This window comes from Pseudomonas sp. RL_5y_Pfl2_69, assembly GCF_963970465.1.
GTDB lineage: Bacteria > Pseudomonadota > Gammaproteobacteria > Pseudomonadales > Pseudomonadaceae > Aquipseudomonas.
Map to the genome: position 1 here is coordinate 122,398 of NZ_CAXAOU010000012.1, position 15,845 is coordinate 138,242.

General features: G+C 59.6%; 16 protein-coding genes. 8 read left to right on the forward strand and 8 right to left on the reverse strand.

Translation table 11 applies throughout. The features are described from left to right. Positions 1-19: 19 nt before the first annotated feature. Positions 20-910, forward strand: a complete 891-nt coding sequence (locus AACY07_RS19330; RefSeq protein ID WP_133079005.1) for a DMT family transporter — start codon at positions 20-22, stop codon at positions 908-910. Here AACY07_RS19330 and AACY07_RS19335 read toward each other — a convergent pair. Further along, positions 904-1,191 (reverse strand): SelT/SelW/SelH family protein, encoded by a 288-nt coding sequence (locus AACY07_RS19335; protein WP_339476964.1) that lies wholly within the window; start codon positions 1,189-1,191, stop codon positions 904-906. The genes AACY07_RS19330 and AACY07_RS19335 overlap by 7 nt on opposite strands. A 70-nt stretch (positions 1,192-1,261) precedes the next feature. On the opposite strand from AACY07_RS19335, the gene AACY07_RS19340 reads away from it, so the two are divergent. Next, positions 1,262-3,445, forward strand: a complete 2,184-nt coding sequence (locus tag AACY07_RS19340) for a patatin-like phospholipase family protein (RefSeq protein WP_339476966.1) — start codon at positions 1,262-1,264, stop codon at positions 3,443-3,445. A gap of 97 nt (positions 3,446-3,542) precedes the next feature. Here AACY07_RS19340 and AACY07_RS19345 read toward each other — a convergent pair whose 3' ends face one another. Both AACY07_RS19345 and recQ read right to left on the reverse strand, forming a co-directional pair. Further along, positions 3,543-3,977, reverse strand: a complete 435-nt coding sequence (locus AACY07_RS19345) for a MarR family transcriptional regulator (RefSeq protein WP_133079003.1) — start codon at positions 3,975-3,977, stop codon at positions 3,543-3,545. Between the two features lie 119 nt (positions 3,978-4,096). After that, complete coding sequence (recQ, locus tag AACY07_RS19350; protein ID WP_326397617.1) at positions 4,097-6,226, reverse strand: DNA helicase RecQ; 2,130 nt, start codon at positions 6,224-6,226, stop codon at positions 4,097-4,099. A gap of 269 nt (positions 6,227-6,495) precedes the next feature. Here recQ and AACY07_RS19355 point away from each other — a divergent pair, with 269 nt between their 5' ends. Together AACY07_RS19355 and AACY07_RS19360 are read left to right on the forward strand one after the other, a co-directional pair. Further along, positions 6,496-7,083, forward strand: a complete 588-nt coding sequence (locus AACY07_RS19355; RefSeq protein WP_095002653.1) for a UPF0149 family protein — start codon at positions 6,496-6,498, stop codon at positions 7,081-7,083. 4 nt (positions 7,084-7,087) lie between these two features. Further along, the gene (locus AACY07_RS19360; RefSeq protein ID WP_219262953.1) at positions 7,088-7,486 is read left to right on the forward strand and encodes a YbaN family protein; all 399 of its coding nucleotides are present in this window, start codon (positions 7,088-7,090) and stop codon (positions 7,484-7,486) included. 94 nt (positions 7,487-7,580) lie between these two features. Here the strand turns inward: AACY07_RS19360 and AACY07_RS19365 are convergent, their stop codons facing one another. Together AACY07_RS19365 and AACY07_RS19370 are read right to left on the reverse strand one after the other, a co-directional pair. Continuing rightward, positions 7,581-8,186, reverse strand: coding sequence for a tRNA-uridine aminocarboxypropyltransferase (locus AACY07_RS19365; RefSeq protein ID WP_339476859.1), 606 nt, complete (start codon positions 8,184-8,186; stop codon positions 7,581-7,583). Between the two features lie 17 nt (positions 8,187-8,203). Then, positions 8,204-9,097 (reverse strand): LysR family transcriptional regulator, encoded by an 894-nt coding sequence (locus AACY07_RS19370; RefSeq protein WP_219262951.1) that lies wholly within the window; start codon positions 9,095-9,097, stop codon positions 8,204-8,206. Positions 9,098-9,280: 183 nt separating this feature from the next. On the opposite strand from AACY07_RS19370, the gene speB reads away from it, so the two are divergent. From speB to AACY07_RS19385, 3 genes are all read left to right on the forward strand, one after another. After that, on the forward strand, positions 9,281-10,231 hold the full coding sequence (gene speB, locus AACY07_RS19375; protein WP_219262950.1) for an agmatinase: 951 nt from the start codon (positions 9,281-9,283) through the stop codon (positions 10,229-10,231). A gap of 95 nt (positions 10,232-10,326) precedes the next feature. Further along, complete coding sequence (locus tag AACY07_RS19380; RefSeq protein WP_219262948.1) at positions 10,327-11,706, forward strand: sodium:solute symporter; 1,380 nt, start codon at positions 10,327-10,329, stop codon at positions 11,704-11,706. Positions 11,707-11,908: 202 nt separating this feature from the next. Next, the gene (locus AACY07_RS19385) at positions 11,909-12,391 is read left to right on the forward strand and encodes a hypothetical protein (protein WP_339476864.1); all 483 of its coding nucleotides are present in this window, start codon (positions 11,909-11,911) and stop codon (positions 12,389-12,391) included. Between the two features lie 123 nt (positions 12,392-12,514). On the opposite strand, the gene AACY07_RS19390 is transcribed toward AACY07_RS19385, so the two are convergent. Both AACY07_RS19390 and ptrR read right to left on the reverse strand, forming a co-directional pair. Then, positions 12,515-12,640 carry a PA1414 family protein gene (locus tag AACY07_RS19390; RefSeq protein WP_019828748.1) on the reverse strand — a complete coding sequence of 42 codons (126 nt, stop codon included), beginning with the start codon at positions 12,638-12,640 and terminating at the stop codon, positions 12,515-12,517. Positions 12,641-12,767: 127 nt separating this feature from the next. Then, positions 12,768-13,670: a putrescine utilization regulator PtrR gene (gene ptrR / locus AACY07_RS19395; protein ID WP_339476866.1), complete on the reverse strand. Its 903-nt coding sequence runs from the start codon at positions 13,668-13,670 to the stop codon at positions 12,768-12,770. A 103-nt stretch (positions 13,671-13,773) separates the two neighbouring features. Between ptrR and AACY07_RS19400 the strand changes: the two genes are divergently transcribed. Beyond that, on the forward strand, positions 13,774-14,955 hold the full coding sequence (locus AACY07_RS19400) for an MFS transporter (RefSeq protein ID WP_338648450.1): 1,182 nt from the start codon (positions 13,774-13,776) through the stop codon (positions 14,953-14,955). On the opposite strand, the gene AACY07_RS19405 is transcribed toward AACY07_RS19400, so the two are convergent. Beyond that, entirely contained in the window at positions 14,903-15,832 is a 930-nt protein-coding gene (locus AACY07_RS19405; RefSeq protein ID WP_339476868.1) for a DMT family transporter, read from the reverse strand. The two genes, AACY07_RS19400 and AACY07_RS19405, sit on opposite strands and share 53 nt — an antisense overlap. Between the last annotated feature and the right edge of the window lie 13 nt (positions 15,833-15,845).

Below are 15,845 nucleotides of genomic sequence, written 5' to 3' on the forward strand. Positions count from 1 at the left end.
TATTGATTTAAGGATTGCAATGACTCCGCGTACCGCTTTGGGTGCCCTGCATATCGGTGCCTTGCTGTTTGGCCTGACGGGCGTATTCGGCAAGCTGGCGGCCGCTTCGGCTGCAATCATCGTCTTTGGCCGCGCCGCCTTTGCGGTTCTGGCCCTTGTCTGCTTCGCCGGTCTGGCCAAACGCAGCTGGTACACGCTGACCCTGCGCGATGCCCGCAACCTGCTGTTGAGCGGCTTACTGCTGGCCGGGCACTGGGTGAGTTTTTTTATCTCGGTCAAGATCGCCGGGGTGGCGATTGCCACCCTGGGCTTTGCCAGTTTTCCGGCATTCACGGTGATTCTCGAAGGGCTGATTTTTCGCGAACGCATTCGGCTCAACGAAATCATTCTGGTGGTACTGGTCAGCGTCGGACTGATCCTCGTCACCCCCAGCTTCGATCTGGCCAGCCAGGCGACCGAAGGGCTGCTGTGGTCGATCGCCTCGGGCCTGCTGTTCTCCCTGCTGTCACTGAACAACCGGGCCAACTCGGGCCGGGTGCCCGCCGTGCAGGCGGCGATGTGGCAAAACGCGGTGGTCGCCTTGTGCCTGCTGCCATTTGCCGCCCCGCAGCTAAGCGATGTCCGCCCGCTGGACTGGCTGTGGATCTGCCTGCTGGGCGTGCTGTGCACGGGCGTGGCTCACAGCCTGTTCGTCGCCAGCCTCGCCGTGATCAAGGCGCGCACTGCCGCCGTGGTCTTTGCCCTGGAGCCGGTCTATGGCATCACCCTGGCCTGGCTGTTGTTCCACGAAACACCTTCGCTGCGCATGCTACTGGGCGGGCTGCTGATTATTGTCGCGATCGTGGTGTCGAGCCGCATGGCCGGCGGCCCTGCTCCAGGCAAGCCCGCGCTGGATGCCGCGGCTCACTGAGCCCGGTCGTTGTGCCCAAGGTCGCGCTGCGGGTCGATCTGGTCGCGAACCCGCTGCTTGAGCACCTTGGCCTCGGGAAAACCGCCATCGGCCTTGCGCTCCCAGATTTGCACGCCGTCGCAGGTGATGCGAAACACCCCGCCAGTGCCAGGCTCCAGCGCGACCCGGCCAAGGTCTTCGGCAAACGTACTGAGCAACTCTTGGGCCAGCCAGGCAGCACGCAGCAGCCACTGGCATTGGGTGCAGTAGGTGATGACGATTTCGGGTTTGTTCGACGGCATGATTTCAAAGGCTCTTGTAGGAAAGGCGCCGCTATAATAGCCGCCTTTGTCGCTTGCCCAGAGATTCATGATGCGCCGCCTGCTGAGCTGTTTACTCCTGTGTTTATGTCCCCTGGTGCTGTTTGCCGCCGAAGCGGGCAAGCCCAAAATCGGCCTGGTGCTGTCCGGAGGGGCGGCCCGCGGTCTGGCCCACGTCGGCGTACTCAAGGCCCTTGAAGAGCAAGGCATCCAGATCGATGCCATTGCGGGGACCAGCATGGGAGCTGTGATCGGCGGCCTGTATGCCTCGGGCTACAAGATCGATGAGCTGGAAAAGCTCGCGCTGGGTATCGACTGGCAAGAAGCCCTGTCAGATGCCCCGGCCCGCGAAGACGTACCGTTTCGGCGCAAGCAGGATGACCGCGATTTTCTGGTCAAACAAAAACTCAGTTTCCGCGATGATGGCAGTCTGGGCCTGCCATTGGGCGTGATTCAGGGCCAGAATCTGGCGTTGCTGCTCGAAAGCCTGTTGGCCCACAGCAGCGACATCCGTGATTTCGACAAGCTGCCGATCCCGTTCCGCGCCGTCGCCACCGATATCGTCAACGGTGAAAAGGTGGTGTTTCGCAAAGGCCATCTACCCCAGGTGATCCGCGCCAGCATGTCGATCCCGGCGGTGTTCGCCCCGGTTGAGATCAACGGTCAACTGCTGGTTGACGGTGGCATGGTCGACAATATTCCCGTGGATGTGGCCCGCGAGATGGGCGTGGACATGGTCATCGTGGTGGATATCGGCACCCCGCTTCGCGGGCGCAAACAACTTAATACCGTGTTCGACATCCTCAATCAGTCCATCACCCTGATGACCCGCAGCAACTCCGAGATACAGCTTGCGTCACTCAAGCCCGATGACATCCTGATTCAGCCCGCACTGGCCAGTTATGGCGCCACTGATTTTGGTCGCTCGCAAGACATTATCAACGCCGGCTACCGCGCCACGCAGATTCTCGAAAAACGCCTGGCCAGCTTGCGCCATGACTCCAGCACGCAGTTGGCCGAGGCCCGTTCAGCCGAAGAGCGCACCCCGGTCATTACCGCGATCAAGATCGAAAACGACTCTAAAATCGGCGACTCGGTGATCCGCTATTACATTCGCCAGCCCATTGGCGAACCGCTGGACCTGGGCCGCCTGCAACGGGACATGGGCACGTTGTACGGGCTGGACTACTTCGATCAGGTGCAATACCGCGTGGTGCACAAGGGCAAGGATCGCACCCTGGTGATCAGCGCCCGCGGCAAACGCAGCGGCACCGACTATCTGCGCCTGGGACTGAACCTGTCTGACGATATGCGCGGCGACAGCGCGTTCAATATCGGCGCCAGTTACCGCATCAACGGCATCAATACCCTGGGCGCAGAGTGGCTGACGCGGGTGCAGATTGGCGACAAGCAAGAGCTGTACAGCGAGTTTTACCAGCCGCTGGATGCGGGATCGCGCTACTTCGTTGCGCCCTACATCAACGCCCAGTCACAAAACGTGGAAGCCATCCTCGACAACGACCCCATTGCCGAATACCGACTTGAGCGTTACGGCTTTGGCCTCAATTTTGGTCGTCAAATCGGCAACAGCGGCGAGATCCGTCTGGGAGTGGGCGAGGCATGGGGCAAGGCCGACGTGCGAATTGGGGACCGTGACTTGCCGAGTACCAGCTTCAACGAAGGCTTCTACGACCTGAAATACTCCTTCGACTCTCTGGATAACGTGTACTTCCCCCACTCGGGTGAAGACATCAGCCTGAGCGTGCGCCAATTCGAACCGGGGCTTGGCTCGGATGAGCGTTATCGTCAGTGGGAGTTCAATCTGGACAAGGCCCTGAGTTCAGGGCCCGACACCTGGATTCTGGGCGGGCGCTACGGGCGCACGCTGGACAAGGCCAATGTGGTGACCTCCAGCTTCCTGCTGGGCGGAGCACGGCAATTGTCCGGGTTCAGGGAGGACGGGATCTCGGGGCAGAACATCAGCCTGATGCGGGCCGTGTACTATCGTCGCCTCACACCGCGCTCATATTTGCCGTTTGATTTCCCGCTGTATGCCGGTGCCTCGCTGGAGCGTGGGCGCGCCTGGAACAACGACAACGAGTTCGACAGCGGCTATATCAATGCGGCGAGTATTTTTATCGGCTTCGACACACCGCTGGGCCCGCTGAACTTCAGCTATGGCTTTAACGATGATGACCAAAAGGCGTTGTATCTGAACTTGGGGCAGACGTTCTGAAAGCCCGCTCACAGTGAGCTGTAAACAGCACAGAACTTGCGGGAACCGGGCTTGCCCGCGATTGCATCGCGAGCAAGCCCGCTCCCACGGGTCTACATCAGTTCTTCTCGAGGTTATCCAGAATGCGCTTGTGGACGCGCAGGCAAATGCGCTGCTCTTCTTCATCGATGCCCACAAACAGCTCCTGGCGCAACGCCGTGGCGATGGCTTCGATCTGCTCGATCAACGGACGGGCAGAATCACTCAGGACGATTTTCTTGGCGCGACGGTCTTCAACCACCGAGTGACGCTGAACCAGGCCCTGGGCTTCAAGGCTGTCGAGCAAACGAGCAAGGGTCGGACCTTCAACGCCAACGCTTTGGGCCAGTTCGCGCTGAGTCGGCGCTTCGTCAAAGCGGGCCAGATGCAAGAGCACCAGCCAACGCGCCTGGGACAACCCCAGACCGGCAAGACGACGATCCAGCTCGGCACGCCAGCCACGAGACATTTGGGCCAGTTGCATACCAAAACGGTGCTGATCGGTTAACGGCATAAAAAACTCGATGATTAGACTGAAAATAGAGTGAAGCTAATTATTAGTCAGCTAAGCATGCCGCTTGCTCATAGGCAAGAGGTGCAAGTCAATCATTCGTTACAAAATCAGCAACATGGTCACATTTCAAACTCAGATTGCAGCGCCGCACGTACGCAATACAGCACACCTTCCGGTACACGGCCCTTGAACTGCTCGGCGATGCTGGCCACGCTCGGCAATTCACCTTCACCATCCAGGAAGGCATCCTGCACTTCTTCCATCAGGTCTTCAGGCAAGTCCAGCGCCTGTTCCAGCGAAAGCTCCTGACGACCAATGGCCTCGGCCAGCATTGTGTAAACATTCTTTTCAGAACACTGCAATTGCCCGCTGATCTGCAACGGAGTCATGCCGGCCCGGGCCAGGCTGATCAGCTCGTGACGGATATCGGCCACCACTTTTGGCGTTTCGGCCTGCCCGCCCAGCACTTCGAGGAACGCCTCGCCGTAACGCTCCAGCTTGCGCGCGCCCACACCGCTGACCGTTGCCATCTCGGACAAGGAAGTCGGCTGGCTGCGCAACATTTCGAGCAGGGTTGAGTCGGGGAAGATGACGTAAGGCGGCACGCCGTGTTCTTCCGCCAACTTGCGCCGCAACGCACGCAGGGCTTCCCACTGCTCGCGCTCTTCGCCGCGCACCAATTGACTGGCAGGGCTGGCAGAACTGCTCTTGACCGAAGTTTGCGGCTTGAGCTCGCGACGCAGTTCCAGGGTCACTTCGCCACGCAGCAACGGGCGACAGGTGTCGCTCAACCGCAAGCCGCCATAGCCTTCGATATCAATGTCGGCCAGGCCACGGGCTACCAGCTGGCGGAACAGCGTGCGCCATTCGCCTTCGCTGCGGTCTTTGCCAACACCGAATACGGACAGGTGTTGATGACCCATGCTGCGGGTTTTTTCGTTTTCTCGACCCAGCAACACGTCAATCAAATGCCCGGTGCCATAACGCTGGCCCGTACGATAAATCGTCGAAAGCGCCTGACGTGCAGGCTCGGTGGCATCCCAGGTTTGAACGCCATCCATGCAGTTATCGCAATGCCCGCAAGGCTGCGGCATGTCTTCATCAAAATACGCGAGCAGGGTCTGACGACGGCAGCGGGTTTCTTCGCACAACGACAGCATGGCATCGAGCTTGTGGTGCTCCAGACGCTTGTGTCGCTCATCGCCCTCGGAGTTTTGCAGCATTTGCTTGAGCATCACCACGTCTTGCAGACCGTAGGCCATCCAGGCGTCAGCCGGCAGGCCATCACGCCCTGCCCGACCGGTTTCCTGGTAATAAGCTTCAAGGGACTTGGGCAAATCGAGGTGCGCGACAAAACGTACGTTGGATTTATCGATCCCCATGCCAAACGCGATGGTCGCCACCATGATCAGCCCCTCCTCGTTGAGGAAGCGCTTCTGGTTGGCGGCCCGGGTATCACTCGGCAAACCGGCGTGATACGGCAAGGCCGGGAAGCCCTGCTCGCACAGAAACTTCGCCACTTCATCGACCTTTTTGCGCGACAGGCAATACACGATGCCCGCGTCGCTGCGTCGCTCCGAGAGGAACGCCAGCAACTGCTTGCGCGGCTGCTCTTTAGGCACGATGCGATAAAAAATGTTGGGCCGGTCAAAGCTCGACAGAAAGCGTTCGGCGTTCTGCAAATGCAGGCGGGTAACGATTTCTTCGCGGGTGCGTTTGTCTGCCGTGGCGGTCAGGGCGATACGCGGCACATTGGGGAACACTTCGGCCAACTGGCCCAGTTGCAGGTATTCCGGACGGAAATCGTGGCCCCACTGCGATACGCAGTGGGCTTCGTCGATGGCAAACAGGGCAATGTCCAGGCTCTGCAAAAACGCCATCATGCGCGGCTGTACCAGACGCTCGGGCGCCAGGTAGAGCATTTTGACCTCACCGCGCTTGATGCGGTTGGCCAGATCACGCTGCTGTTCGGCGCTGAGGGTCGAGTTCAGGGCCGCAGCCGCCACCCCGAGTTCTTCAAGGGTTGCCACCTGATCGTCCATCAGGGCGATCAACGGCGAAACCACCACGGCCAGGCCATCACGCAACAATGCCGGTACCTGGAAGCACAGGGATTTGCCGCCGCCGGTAGGCATCAGCACCAAGGCGTCACCGCCACTGGCCACGCGCTCAATGATGTCACCCTGACGACCACGGAAACTGTCGTAGCCGAAGATGTCTTTGAGTACGCGTTGAGCCTGTTCGAGCATAGAAACTCCAGAAATCGCCGAAACACCCCTGCGCCAGCGCGATCCGGCACGGCCGCAAACCTTGAAAAGGTTCGGGCACTGGCCACCGGCGCGCTACATTTGACGCAGGGCATCACAAAACGCGGCAGTATACCCGAGCACTCCCCCGCTGCGGGTTGTGTAATTGCAACACCGATAACCGGGAACTGATGGCAAATGTGCCCTGCGACTGGCTTGGAAGCTCAAGAAAGCCTAGAATTCACTATCGTTTATTTACTAGGTAGCACTTAATGTCCTTCGCTGAGCAACTAACCCGCCTGCAAGCCTTCCTCGACGCCGACGAGCTGCATGACGAGGCGCTGGACTACGTGGCCACCCACGGCTATCTGACTGCCCTGTCCATTTGCTCCGAAGAAGTGCCTGAGCGTGAGTGGATCGACGCAATCTTCTCCGAAGCCCCACATTACAAAGACGACGCCCAGCGCGCCGAAATCGAAGGCACGCTGATCCAGCTCAAGGCTCACATCGCCCGCCAACTGGCGTCCGATGAAGAGTTCGAACTGCCATGCGACCTGGACCTGGGCGACGAGCCGGATGATTCCGACCTGCGCGGCTGGTGTGTAGGCTTCATGGAAGGCGTATTCATGCGCGAAGCCGCCTGGTTCGAAACCGCTGAAGAAGAAGTCAGCGAAATGCTGCTGCCAATCATGGTGGGTTCGGGCCTGTTCGATGATCAGCCTGAGTTCGAAGACATCGCCAAGGATGCCAACCTGATGGACGACATGATCGTCCAGATCCCGGAAGCGCTGACTGCCCTGTACCTGCTGTGCCAGGCGCCGGACGAAAAGCCTGCGATCCTCAAGCCACGTCACCACTGATTCAGTGACACCTCCCGATTTCGGCAACCGTTCGCGGTTGCTGCGCCACGTTCTGTTTGCCATCGGCTGGCTGAGCGTGGCGTTGGGAGTGATCGGCATCTTCCTCCCTGTCCTGCCCACAACGCCCTTTCTGCTACTGGCTGCCGCGTGCTTTGCCCGCAGCTCGCCGCGCTTTTATCACTGGCTGGTCGAACACCCTCGACTCGGGCCGTGGATCCGCGACTACCTTGATGGCAACGGCATCCCGCTCAAAGGCAAGGTCTACGCCATTGGCCTGATGTGGTTGAGTATCGGCGTGTCGTGTTATCTGGTGCCTTTACCCTGGGCACGTGGGTTCATGCTGACCAGCGCGGTGCTGGTGAGCATTTACATCCTGCGTCAAAAAACCCTCGAAAAACCCTGAAACCTTTGTAGCAGCGGGCTTGCTCGCGATCGCATCAACCCGGTTTCCCTGACATACCCCCCGCCCGCATCGCAAGCAAGCCCGCTCCCACACGTTACGGCTTGTCCCCGTGATTTTTCAGATAGGTTTCAGCGCCCATTGCTTTGATCTGCCCTTCGATCAACGCCTCGAACGGGCGCAGCAACGACGCAAACGACGTGGGCGGCTCCAGGATTTCCAGCGCCTGCACGATGGCTTCCAGAGTCGACAATGCGCCCGGCCCCGGCGCTTTGCGCAGTCGGTAGCGCGACACCGCACCTTCGGGCAGCGTGACCCGTGGCAACTGTGCCAGCAAAGGGTTGAGGTGCAACAACTTGCGGGCCTTGCGCCACGTTCCGTCCGGCACTACCAGCAGTAATGGCAGGCTTTCGCCTGGCGCAGTGCTCGCCTGGAGCAACTGTGCATCATCCCCCGGGAACAACAACCGCGCCTGATACCCCGGCGGATTGAGCAACCTGTCCAGATCCTCAAACACTTCGCCCACCAGCAACTCGGCATTGATCAAACCCAGCGCTGCCAGCCGTGCAGTGTTCAACGCATGATTGACCTCGCTCGGATGCTGTAACAGCAACACACGGGTGCGACTGTCGAGGCGTGGAATCAAGTCGCACAAACAGTGCGATTGCGGGCGCAAGCAGCGAGGGCATTGGGCGCGTGACATGGGAATAAAGCTCTCGTTCAAGGTTGATTAAGCTGTGCTTTGAGCAGGTCGCGGAAGGTTTGAATCAGCGGTTCTCGGCTGCGACCACGGCGCACGATCATCGAAAACGGCGCCTGATAGCCAAAGGTCGCGGGGAGCAGCACCCGCAAGTCGCCCTTCTCTACCCAGGGCTCTGCGTAATGCTCGGGCAAATAACCAATGTAAGCACCCGAAAGCACCAGGATCAGCTGTGCTTCCATGCTGTCGACCGTCGCCGCGCTGTGCTTGAAGCCGTGACGCGCCAGTTCGGCCTGACTCCAATAGCCGCGCCCCACCATCCTCTGCTGAGTAATCACCGGCTCGGGAATGCGCCGCTCGCTGAACAGGGGGTGCCGTGTGCTGCAGTACAACCAGTGCTGCTCACGATAAAGGGGCTGGTAAACCAGCCCGCTCATGCGCGTCGAAAACGCACCGATGGCCAGATCAAGGCGGTTATCTTGCACGCCAAGCTGCAATTCGTAGGGGCTCATCACCGACAAATGCAGATGCACCGCCGGGTGCTCCTGGCTATAGGCGCCAATGGCCTCGGCAAAGGGCAAGGCCTTGTCGCTGACCGTGGAATCGATAACCCCCAGGTTCAGAGTGCCGCGCAACTCACCCTTGAGTGCTGCGGCGTACTGTTCAAAACCTTCCAGCTCACCCAACAGGCGCAGAGTTTCCTGGTGAAACAGCTCGCCCTTGCTGGTAAGGCTGAACCCGCCGCGCCCGCGATGGCACAGCACAAGGCCCAGACTGGCTTCGAGTTGGCTCATATAGGTGCTGATGGCCGAGGTCGAGAGGTTTAGCGCCTGTTGCGCATTGGCAAAACCCTGGTGCCTGACCACGCTGGCAAATATTCGTAATAGTTTCAGATCGGGTAAAGCGCTGGCCATCAATCACTCACTTGCCACGGCGGGAGCGGACTTGCTCACCATACAGGCGACGTTGAGAGCCAGAGTCTACCGCCATTAGTTTAGAAAAACCTGAACTAAGTATTTGTCCACAGCGATTCTTCCCGCCTCGCGCCTTTCGCAGAATCGAACGCCATAACCACAACAAACGACGAGGCCTTACCCGTGGACAAAATTCTTCATCAACCACTGGGCGGCAATGAAATGCCGCGCTTCGCCGGCATCGCCACCATGCTGCGCCTGCCCCACCTGCCATCGGCCAAGGGCCTGGACGCGGCCTTTGTCGGCGTGCCCCTGGATATCGGCACCTCGCTGCGCCCCGGCACCCGTTTCGGTCCTCGGGAAATCCGCGCCGAATCGGTGATGATCCGCCCTTACAACATGGCCACCGGCGCCGCGCCGTTCGACTCGCTGTCCGTGGCCGATATTGGCGATGTGGCGATCAACACCTTCAATCTGCTGGATGCGGTGCGCATCATCGAAGCGTCCTACGACGAAATCCTTGAGCACGATGTCATCCCCCTGACCCTGGGTGGCGACCACACCATTACCCTGCCGATTTTGCGGGCGATGCACAAAAAACACGGCAAGGTCGGGCTGGTGCATATCGATGCCCACGCCGATGTGAACGACCATATGTTCGGCGAGAAAATCGCCCACGGCACGACCTTCCGCCGCGCCGTTGAAGAAGGCCTGCTGGACTGTGACCGCGTGGTTCAGATCGGCCTGCGCGCCCAGGGCTATACCGCCGAAGACTTCAACTGGAGCCGCAACCAGGGCTTTCGCGTGGTGCAGGCCGAAGAGTGCTGGCACAAGTCCCTGGAGCCCCTGATGGCACAGGTGCGCGAAAAAGTCGGCAACGGCCCGGTCTACCTCAGCTTTGATATCGACGGCATCGACCCGGCCTGGGCTCCCGGCACCGGCACTCCGGAAATCGGCGGCCTGACCACCATTCAGGCGATTGAAATCATCCGCGGCTGCCAAGGCCTCGACCTGGTCGGCTGCGACCTGGTAGAAGTCTCGCCACCCTACGACACCACCGGCAACACCTCGTTACTGGGCGCCAACCTGCTGTACGAAATGCTCTGCGTGCTGCCCGGCGTTGTACATCGATAAGGACATCCTTGCGATGCCATCAAGCCTTGCGCTTTACGGCACCAAGCCACCGTGCCTGCTGCATCCATAAAAAAAATAATCGGAGATTCGCCATCATGGCTTTAGATCTACTGGTCGTCCTTATCTACGCTGCGGCAATGCTGGTGCTGGGTTACTACGGCATGCGCAAGGCCAAGACCCACGAAGACTATCTGGTCGCAGGCCGCAACCTGGGCCCGACCCTCTACATGGGCACCATGGCCGCGACGGTACTGGGCGGGGCTTCTACCGTCGGCACCGTGCGCCTGGGGTATGTGCACGGGATTTCAGGCTTCTGGCTGTGTGCCGCACTGGGTTGCGGGATCATCGCGCTGAACCTGTTCCTGGCCAAGCCGTTGCTCAAGCTGAAAATATTCACCGTGACCCAGGTACTGGAGAAGCGCTACAACCCGATGGCCCGCCAGGCCAGCGCGGTGATCATGCTGGCCTACGCGCTGATGATTGGCGTGACCTCGATTCTGGCCATTGGCACCGTACTGGAAGTCCTGTTCGATCTTCCTTTCTGGATTTCCGTTCTGCTGGGCGGCGGCGTGGTGGTGATTTACTCGACCATTGGCGGCATGTGGTCGCTGACCCTGACAGATATCGTGCAATTTGCGATCAAGACCATCGGCCTGATGTTCGTACTGCTGCCGATCTGCCTGTACCGCGTCGGCGGCTGGGACGAGCTGGTCAGCAAGCTGCCCGCATCGAACTTCAGCTTCACCAGCATCGGCTGGGACACGATCATCACTTACTTCATGATCTACTTCTTCGGCATCCTGATCGGCCAGGACATCTGGCAGCGTGTGTTTACCGCCAAAACGGCCCGGGTGGCGAAGTACGCGGGCACATTCGCAGGCCTGTATTGCATCCTCTACGGCCTGACCTGCGCGCTGATCGGCATGGCCGCCCACGTGCTGCTACCGGACCTGGACAACGTCAACAACGCTTTCGCCGCCATCGTGAAAGTCTCGCTGCCAGATGGTATTCGCGGCCTGGTGATCGCTGCGGCCCTGGCGGCCATGATGTCGACCGCCAGCGCTGGCTTGCTGGCAGCCTCCACCGTACTGACCGAGGATCTGCTGCCAAGGCTGCGTGGCGGCAAGCAATCGAGCCTCAATATCAACCGCTTGTTTACCTTGCTGACAGGCTTTGCCGTACTGGGCATCGCCCTAGTGGTTTCTGATGTCATCAGCGCCCTCACCTTGGCTTACAACCTGCTGGTCGGCGGCATGCTGGTGCCATTGATCGGGGCGATTTTCTGGAAGCGGGCCACCACTGCGGGCGCCATCACCAGCATGAGCCTGGGGTTTGTCACGGCACTGGGGTTCATGCTCAAGGATGGCCTGGAAGCCAACACGCCCATTTATTACAGCCTGGGCGTGGCGCTGATCAGCTTTGTCGTGGTCAGCCTGATGGATCGACGCCCTGCTTCGGTGGTGAGCGCCGCCTGATAAACCCTTTGTTCGACGGGTACGACGTGACAGGTCGTACCCGTTTTCCTCTTTCATACACCCCCGAATACCAATACCCCGCCCATACATCGCCTTATCTCTGCCAGCCCATCAATGAGTCCAACTACGCTTGAAAAGCGGCCACATGGGATGTCGCCGCACACCCTCAAGCAACGTGCAACTCACTAAATGGACTTAACACATGACCCACTCAAACAACTCTCTGGCCACCGCTGTCATGGCTTGCACCCTGGCGCTAACCGGCGTCAACGCTCAAGCCGACGTCACCACATTGACATTCGAAGTCGTCAATAACACTTCGGGAGCGCTCAAGCTCAACCGTTCGAGCTGGGAGCTTTCACTGGCCGCCCCCGGCTTCTTTGATGTAGACCCGTATGGCGAGCATTCCTTTGAAGCGAACTATCAGACCAACTTCGGGTACCCGCGAAAAACCCCTGCAACACTGCGCGAAGTCATTTCATATGCCAATGGCGATCGGGAATGCACCTTTACCACGGCGCTGAGAGTTACCCAGTCATTCGGCGTATTCAAGCCGGCACTGAGCGCTACGCGATCAGCCAGCGCAACCTCTACAGGCATGGACGATGTGAAATGTGAAGCGCGGGTAACGGAGAAAACAGACGAAGCGCCACTCAATTACAGCGTGCGCTTCACCATGGGCTGAAAAACCCTGGAGGGAGGGGGCAGCTCACACTGCCCTTTTTGTTTTTTGCAGCACACAACCCTTTCGCCGATCAAGGACCGAAAGAAACACGACCAGCGCGCTGGTCTAACGTGCAATCAGGCCTTAGCGGCGACGTTGTGGACGGCGACGCGTGTCATCGACAGGAATCGGCACAGGCTGCAGTGGCGGCTCGATCAGGCCAAGCGCAACACCAACGTCATGAAGCCAGGTTTGCAGTTTGTCTTTCATATATCCCCCTTGGGGTCACTCTGGCGACGGGAATTCTGTGGTCGCTTCACACAGATAATAGTCCTAAGTCCTACTCAATGCTTGCCTAAGGTCAATGAACTTTAGGCTAATTTCCTACATATCTGACTCAAGGCAGCACCTTGAGTTGCGGCGACACAGCCCCATTTGGCAACGGCGCCGTCTGCTGCAGCTCAATCCACGCATTCAAGTTGGCGCCCATCATGCCTTTTCGCCACATCAACCATGTTGTGGCGCTGGCAAAAGGTTGTTTCAAGGCATGTATCCTGACATTTTCTCGCCCCGGCAAGCTGGCCAGCATCGACGCTGGCATCAGCGCCACCCCTGAACCCGCCGCCACACACGCCAGCATCCCTTGATAGGACTCGATCTCCATCACCCGCCCCAAGGAGGCACGGTCGCTGGCGTACCAGGCTTCAAGCCGGGCGCGATATGAACAGCCCTGACGAAAGGTAAAGACTTCCCTGCCTTGTACGTCCCGGGCACGGCCAATCGGTGGATGGTCCAGATCGCTGATAAGCACCAGGCTCTCTTCACAGAACTCCACACCGTCCAGCCCGGCCAGCTCCAGCGGGCCATCCACCAGCGCGGCATCCAGACGCCCCGTCAGCAGCCCTTCGAGTAACTCGCCGCTGGGGCCCGACTGAACGTGCAAACTCACTGCCGGATACGTGCGGTGATAGTGCGCCAGCAGACCCGGCAAGTGGATCGCCGCCGTGCTGTACATCGTCCCCAGCGTGAACTTGCCCGAAGGCACGCCCCCCTGAACGGCGCTCAGGGCTTCATCGTGAAGGGCAAATAGCCGTGCGGTGTAGTCCAGCAACACTTGCCCCGCAGGAGACAACTGCAGGCGCTGGCGCTCACGCACGAACAGCTCGACGCCCATCTGCTCCTCAAGCTGCTTGAGCCGAGTCGACAGATTTGAAGGCACACGATGCAGGCGCTCAGCCGCACGGGTGATCGATCCTTCCTGGGCCACAGCCTGAAAAATCCGTAGCTGGCTGAATTCCACAGCATTCTCCAAAACTGAATAAGTCACTCACTATTATTCATTTTTAAGGAAAGTCAAACAGCACTAGCCTGACGGTCATTGCCTTCACCCAGGAACCTGCAGCATGTCGCCCCTGATCCGCTTACTCGCCAGCTTTATCGCGCTCATGATGGCCATGGGCATTGGACGCTTCTCCCTGACCCCGCAACTGCCTCACTTGATTGGTGAAGGACAGATCGACCTGACCGGCGCCGGGCTGATTGCTGCCGCCAACTACCTTGGCTATCTGCTCGGTGCACTGGATGCCATGCGCGCCCGGCGCCCGGAGCAGGTGCGCGGCCGTTTGCACACTGGCCTGTGGCTGTGTGTCCTGCTGACTCTGGTTTCGTACTGGGCCTACGGTTTTTGGCCGCACCTGCTCTTGCGGTTTGGTTCCGGTATCGCCAGTGCCTGGGTGATGGTCATGATTACCGCGCTTAGTCAGCACATAGCTCTCACTGAAAATCGGCCACGCCTGGGCGCCCTGGTGTTTGCCGGGCCCGGTCTTGGCGTGATGCTTACCGGCTTGTTGGCACTGGCAGCCAATGTAACCGGGCAAAACTCGGCCACCCTCTGGATGATCTATGCCGTGGCGGCGCTGCTGATGCTGCTGGTGATTTGGCCCGCCCTGCCACAACCGGCTTCGACTGCCGCACAAACCCACACCTCAGCACCTGACAGCCGCCAACCCGGAATCGCACGACTGGGGGCGATTTATGGGCTGTATGGCCTGGGGTACATCATTCCTGCGACGTTTTTGTCACAGATGGCAAACGCACGGTTTCACGGCCAATGGCAAGCCGATCTGTTCTGGCCTGCCTTCGGGCTATGCGCCGCGATTGGCGTGGTACTGATCAGTTTTCGTCGTCATCGCCCTGCCACCACCCGTTATTGGCTGATGGGCGCGCTGTGGGTTCAGGCCTTTGGCGTACTTGCGTGCCTGATACCGAGCAGCGCGGGCCTGGCCCTGGGTGTGATCCTGTGCGGCACGCCGTTTCTGGCCTGCATGTCGCTGGTCATGCAGCGCTCACGGGATCTGGCGCCCCGCGCCACCGCCCGAAACGCAGCCCTGTTGACCGCCTGCTTTGCCGTGGGCCAGTTGTCCGGACCATTGCTGGCAGCCCTCAGCAGCCATTTCAGCGGTGGACTGCAACCGGCGTTGATCATTGCCGCCAGCGGGCTGTTGCTTGCTGGCGTGCTTGCCTGGAAGTCGATCAGTGCCCCAGCAGAGCGCGCACTTTGCGGCGCACCCACTGCTCAGCGCTGACAAACGTGATGCCGCACAGCACCAGAATCGCACCCACCACAAAGTTGACGCTCAGGGGCTCGTGAAGCACCAGCACACCGAAGGTCACGCCAAACAGGGGCGTCATGAATGAGAACACCGCCAGATTGGAAGCCATATAGCGCTTGAGCAGCCAGAACCACACCAGGTAGCTGAAGAACGACACAACCAAACCCTGAAACAACACGCTGGCCACTGCGACGGTGGTCAGGCTGACATGGGTGATCTGGCCGCTGGCCGCTGCAATTACCAACAATCCGAAAAAACCTACGACAAGTTGGTAGAACAGGGTCAGGGTGACTGGCGCTTCCGACAACCGGGAGCCGCGCACTACCACCGTGGTCGCCCCCCAGGCCATGCCTGCCAGAATCCCGTAGACATCGCCCAGCAGCATGTTGCGGTCCATGTTGGCGAACGAAATCCCCCCGGCAAAAGAAAAGGCTATCCCGGCAAACGCGAGAATGATCCCCAGCCATTGCAACGGCCGTAAACGCTCGCTGGGCAACAGCCAGTTGATTCCGAGGGCGGTAAAAATGGGCGCGGTATAGAGGAATACCGACATATGCGCAGCACTGGTCAGTTGCAGCCCTTCGGCAATGAAAAAGAACTCAAGGCCGAAGAGGCTACCGGCCAGCAAGCCGCCACGCCAGGTGGCGGGCACCTGGCTCCAGCCACCCTTCCAGCAGATCAACAGACCCACCAGCAGCGCCGAAATACCTGAGCGCAAGGCCGCTTGCATCACGGGGGCGATGTCGGGTGCGGCAATTTTGATGATGACTTGCTGCACGCCCCAGATCAGGCATAAGCCCAGCATGACCTGCAGTGCGAATGCATCCGTTGCACGCCGCGTAACACTCATAGTCCACCCGAAA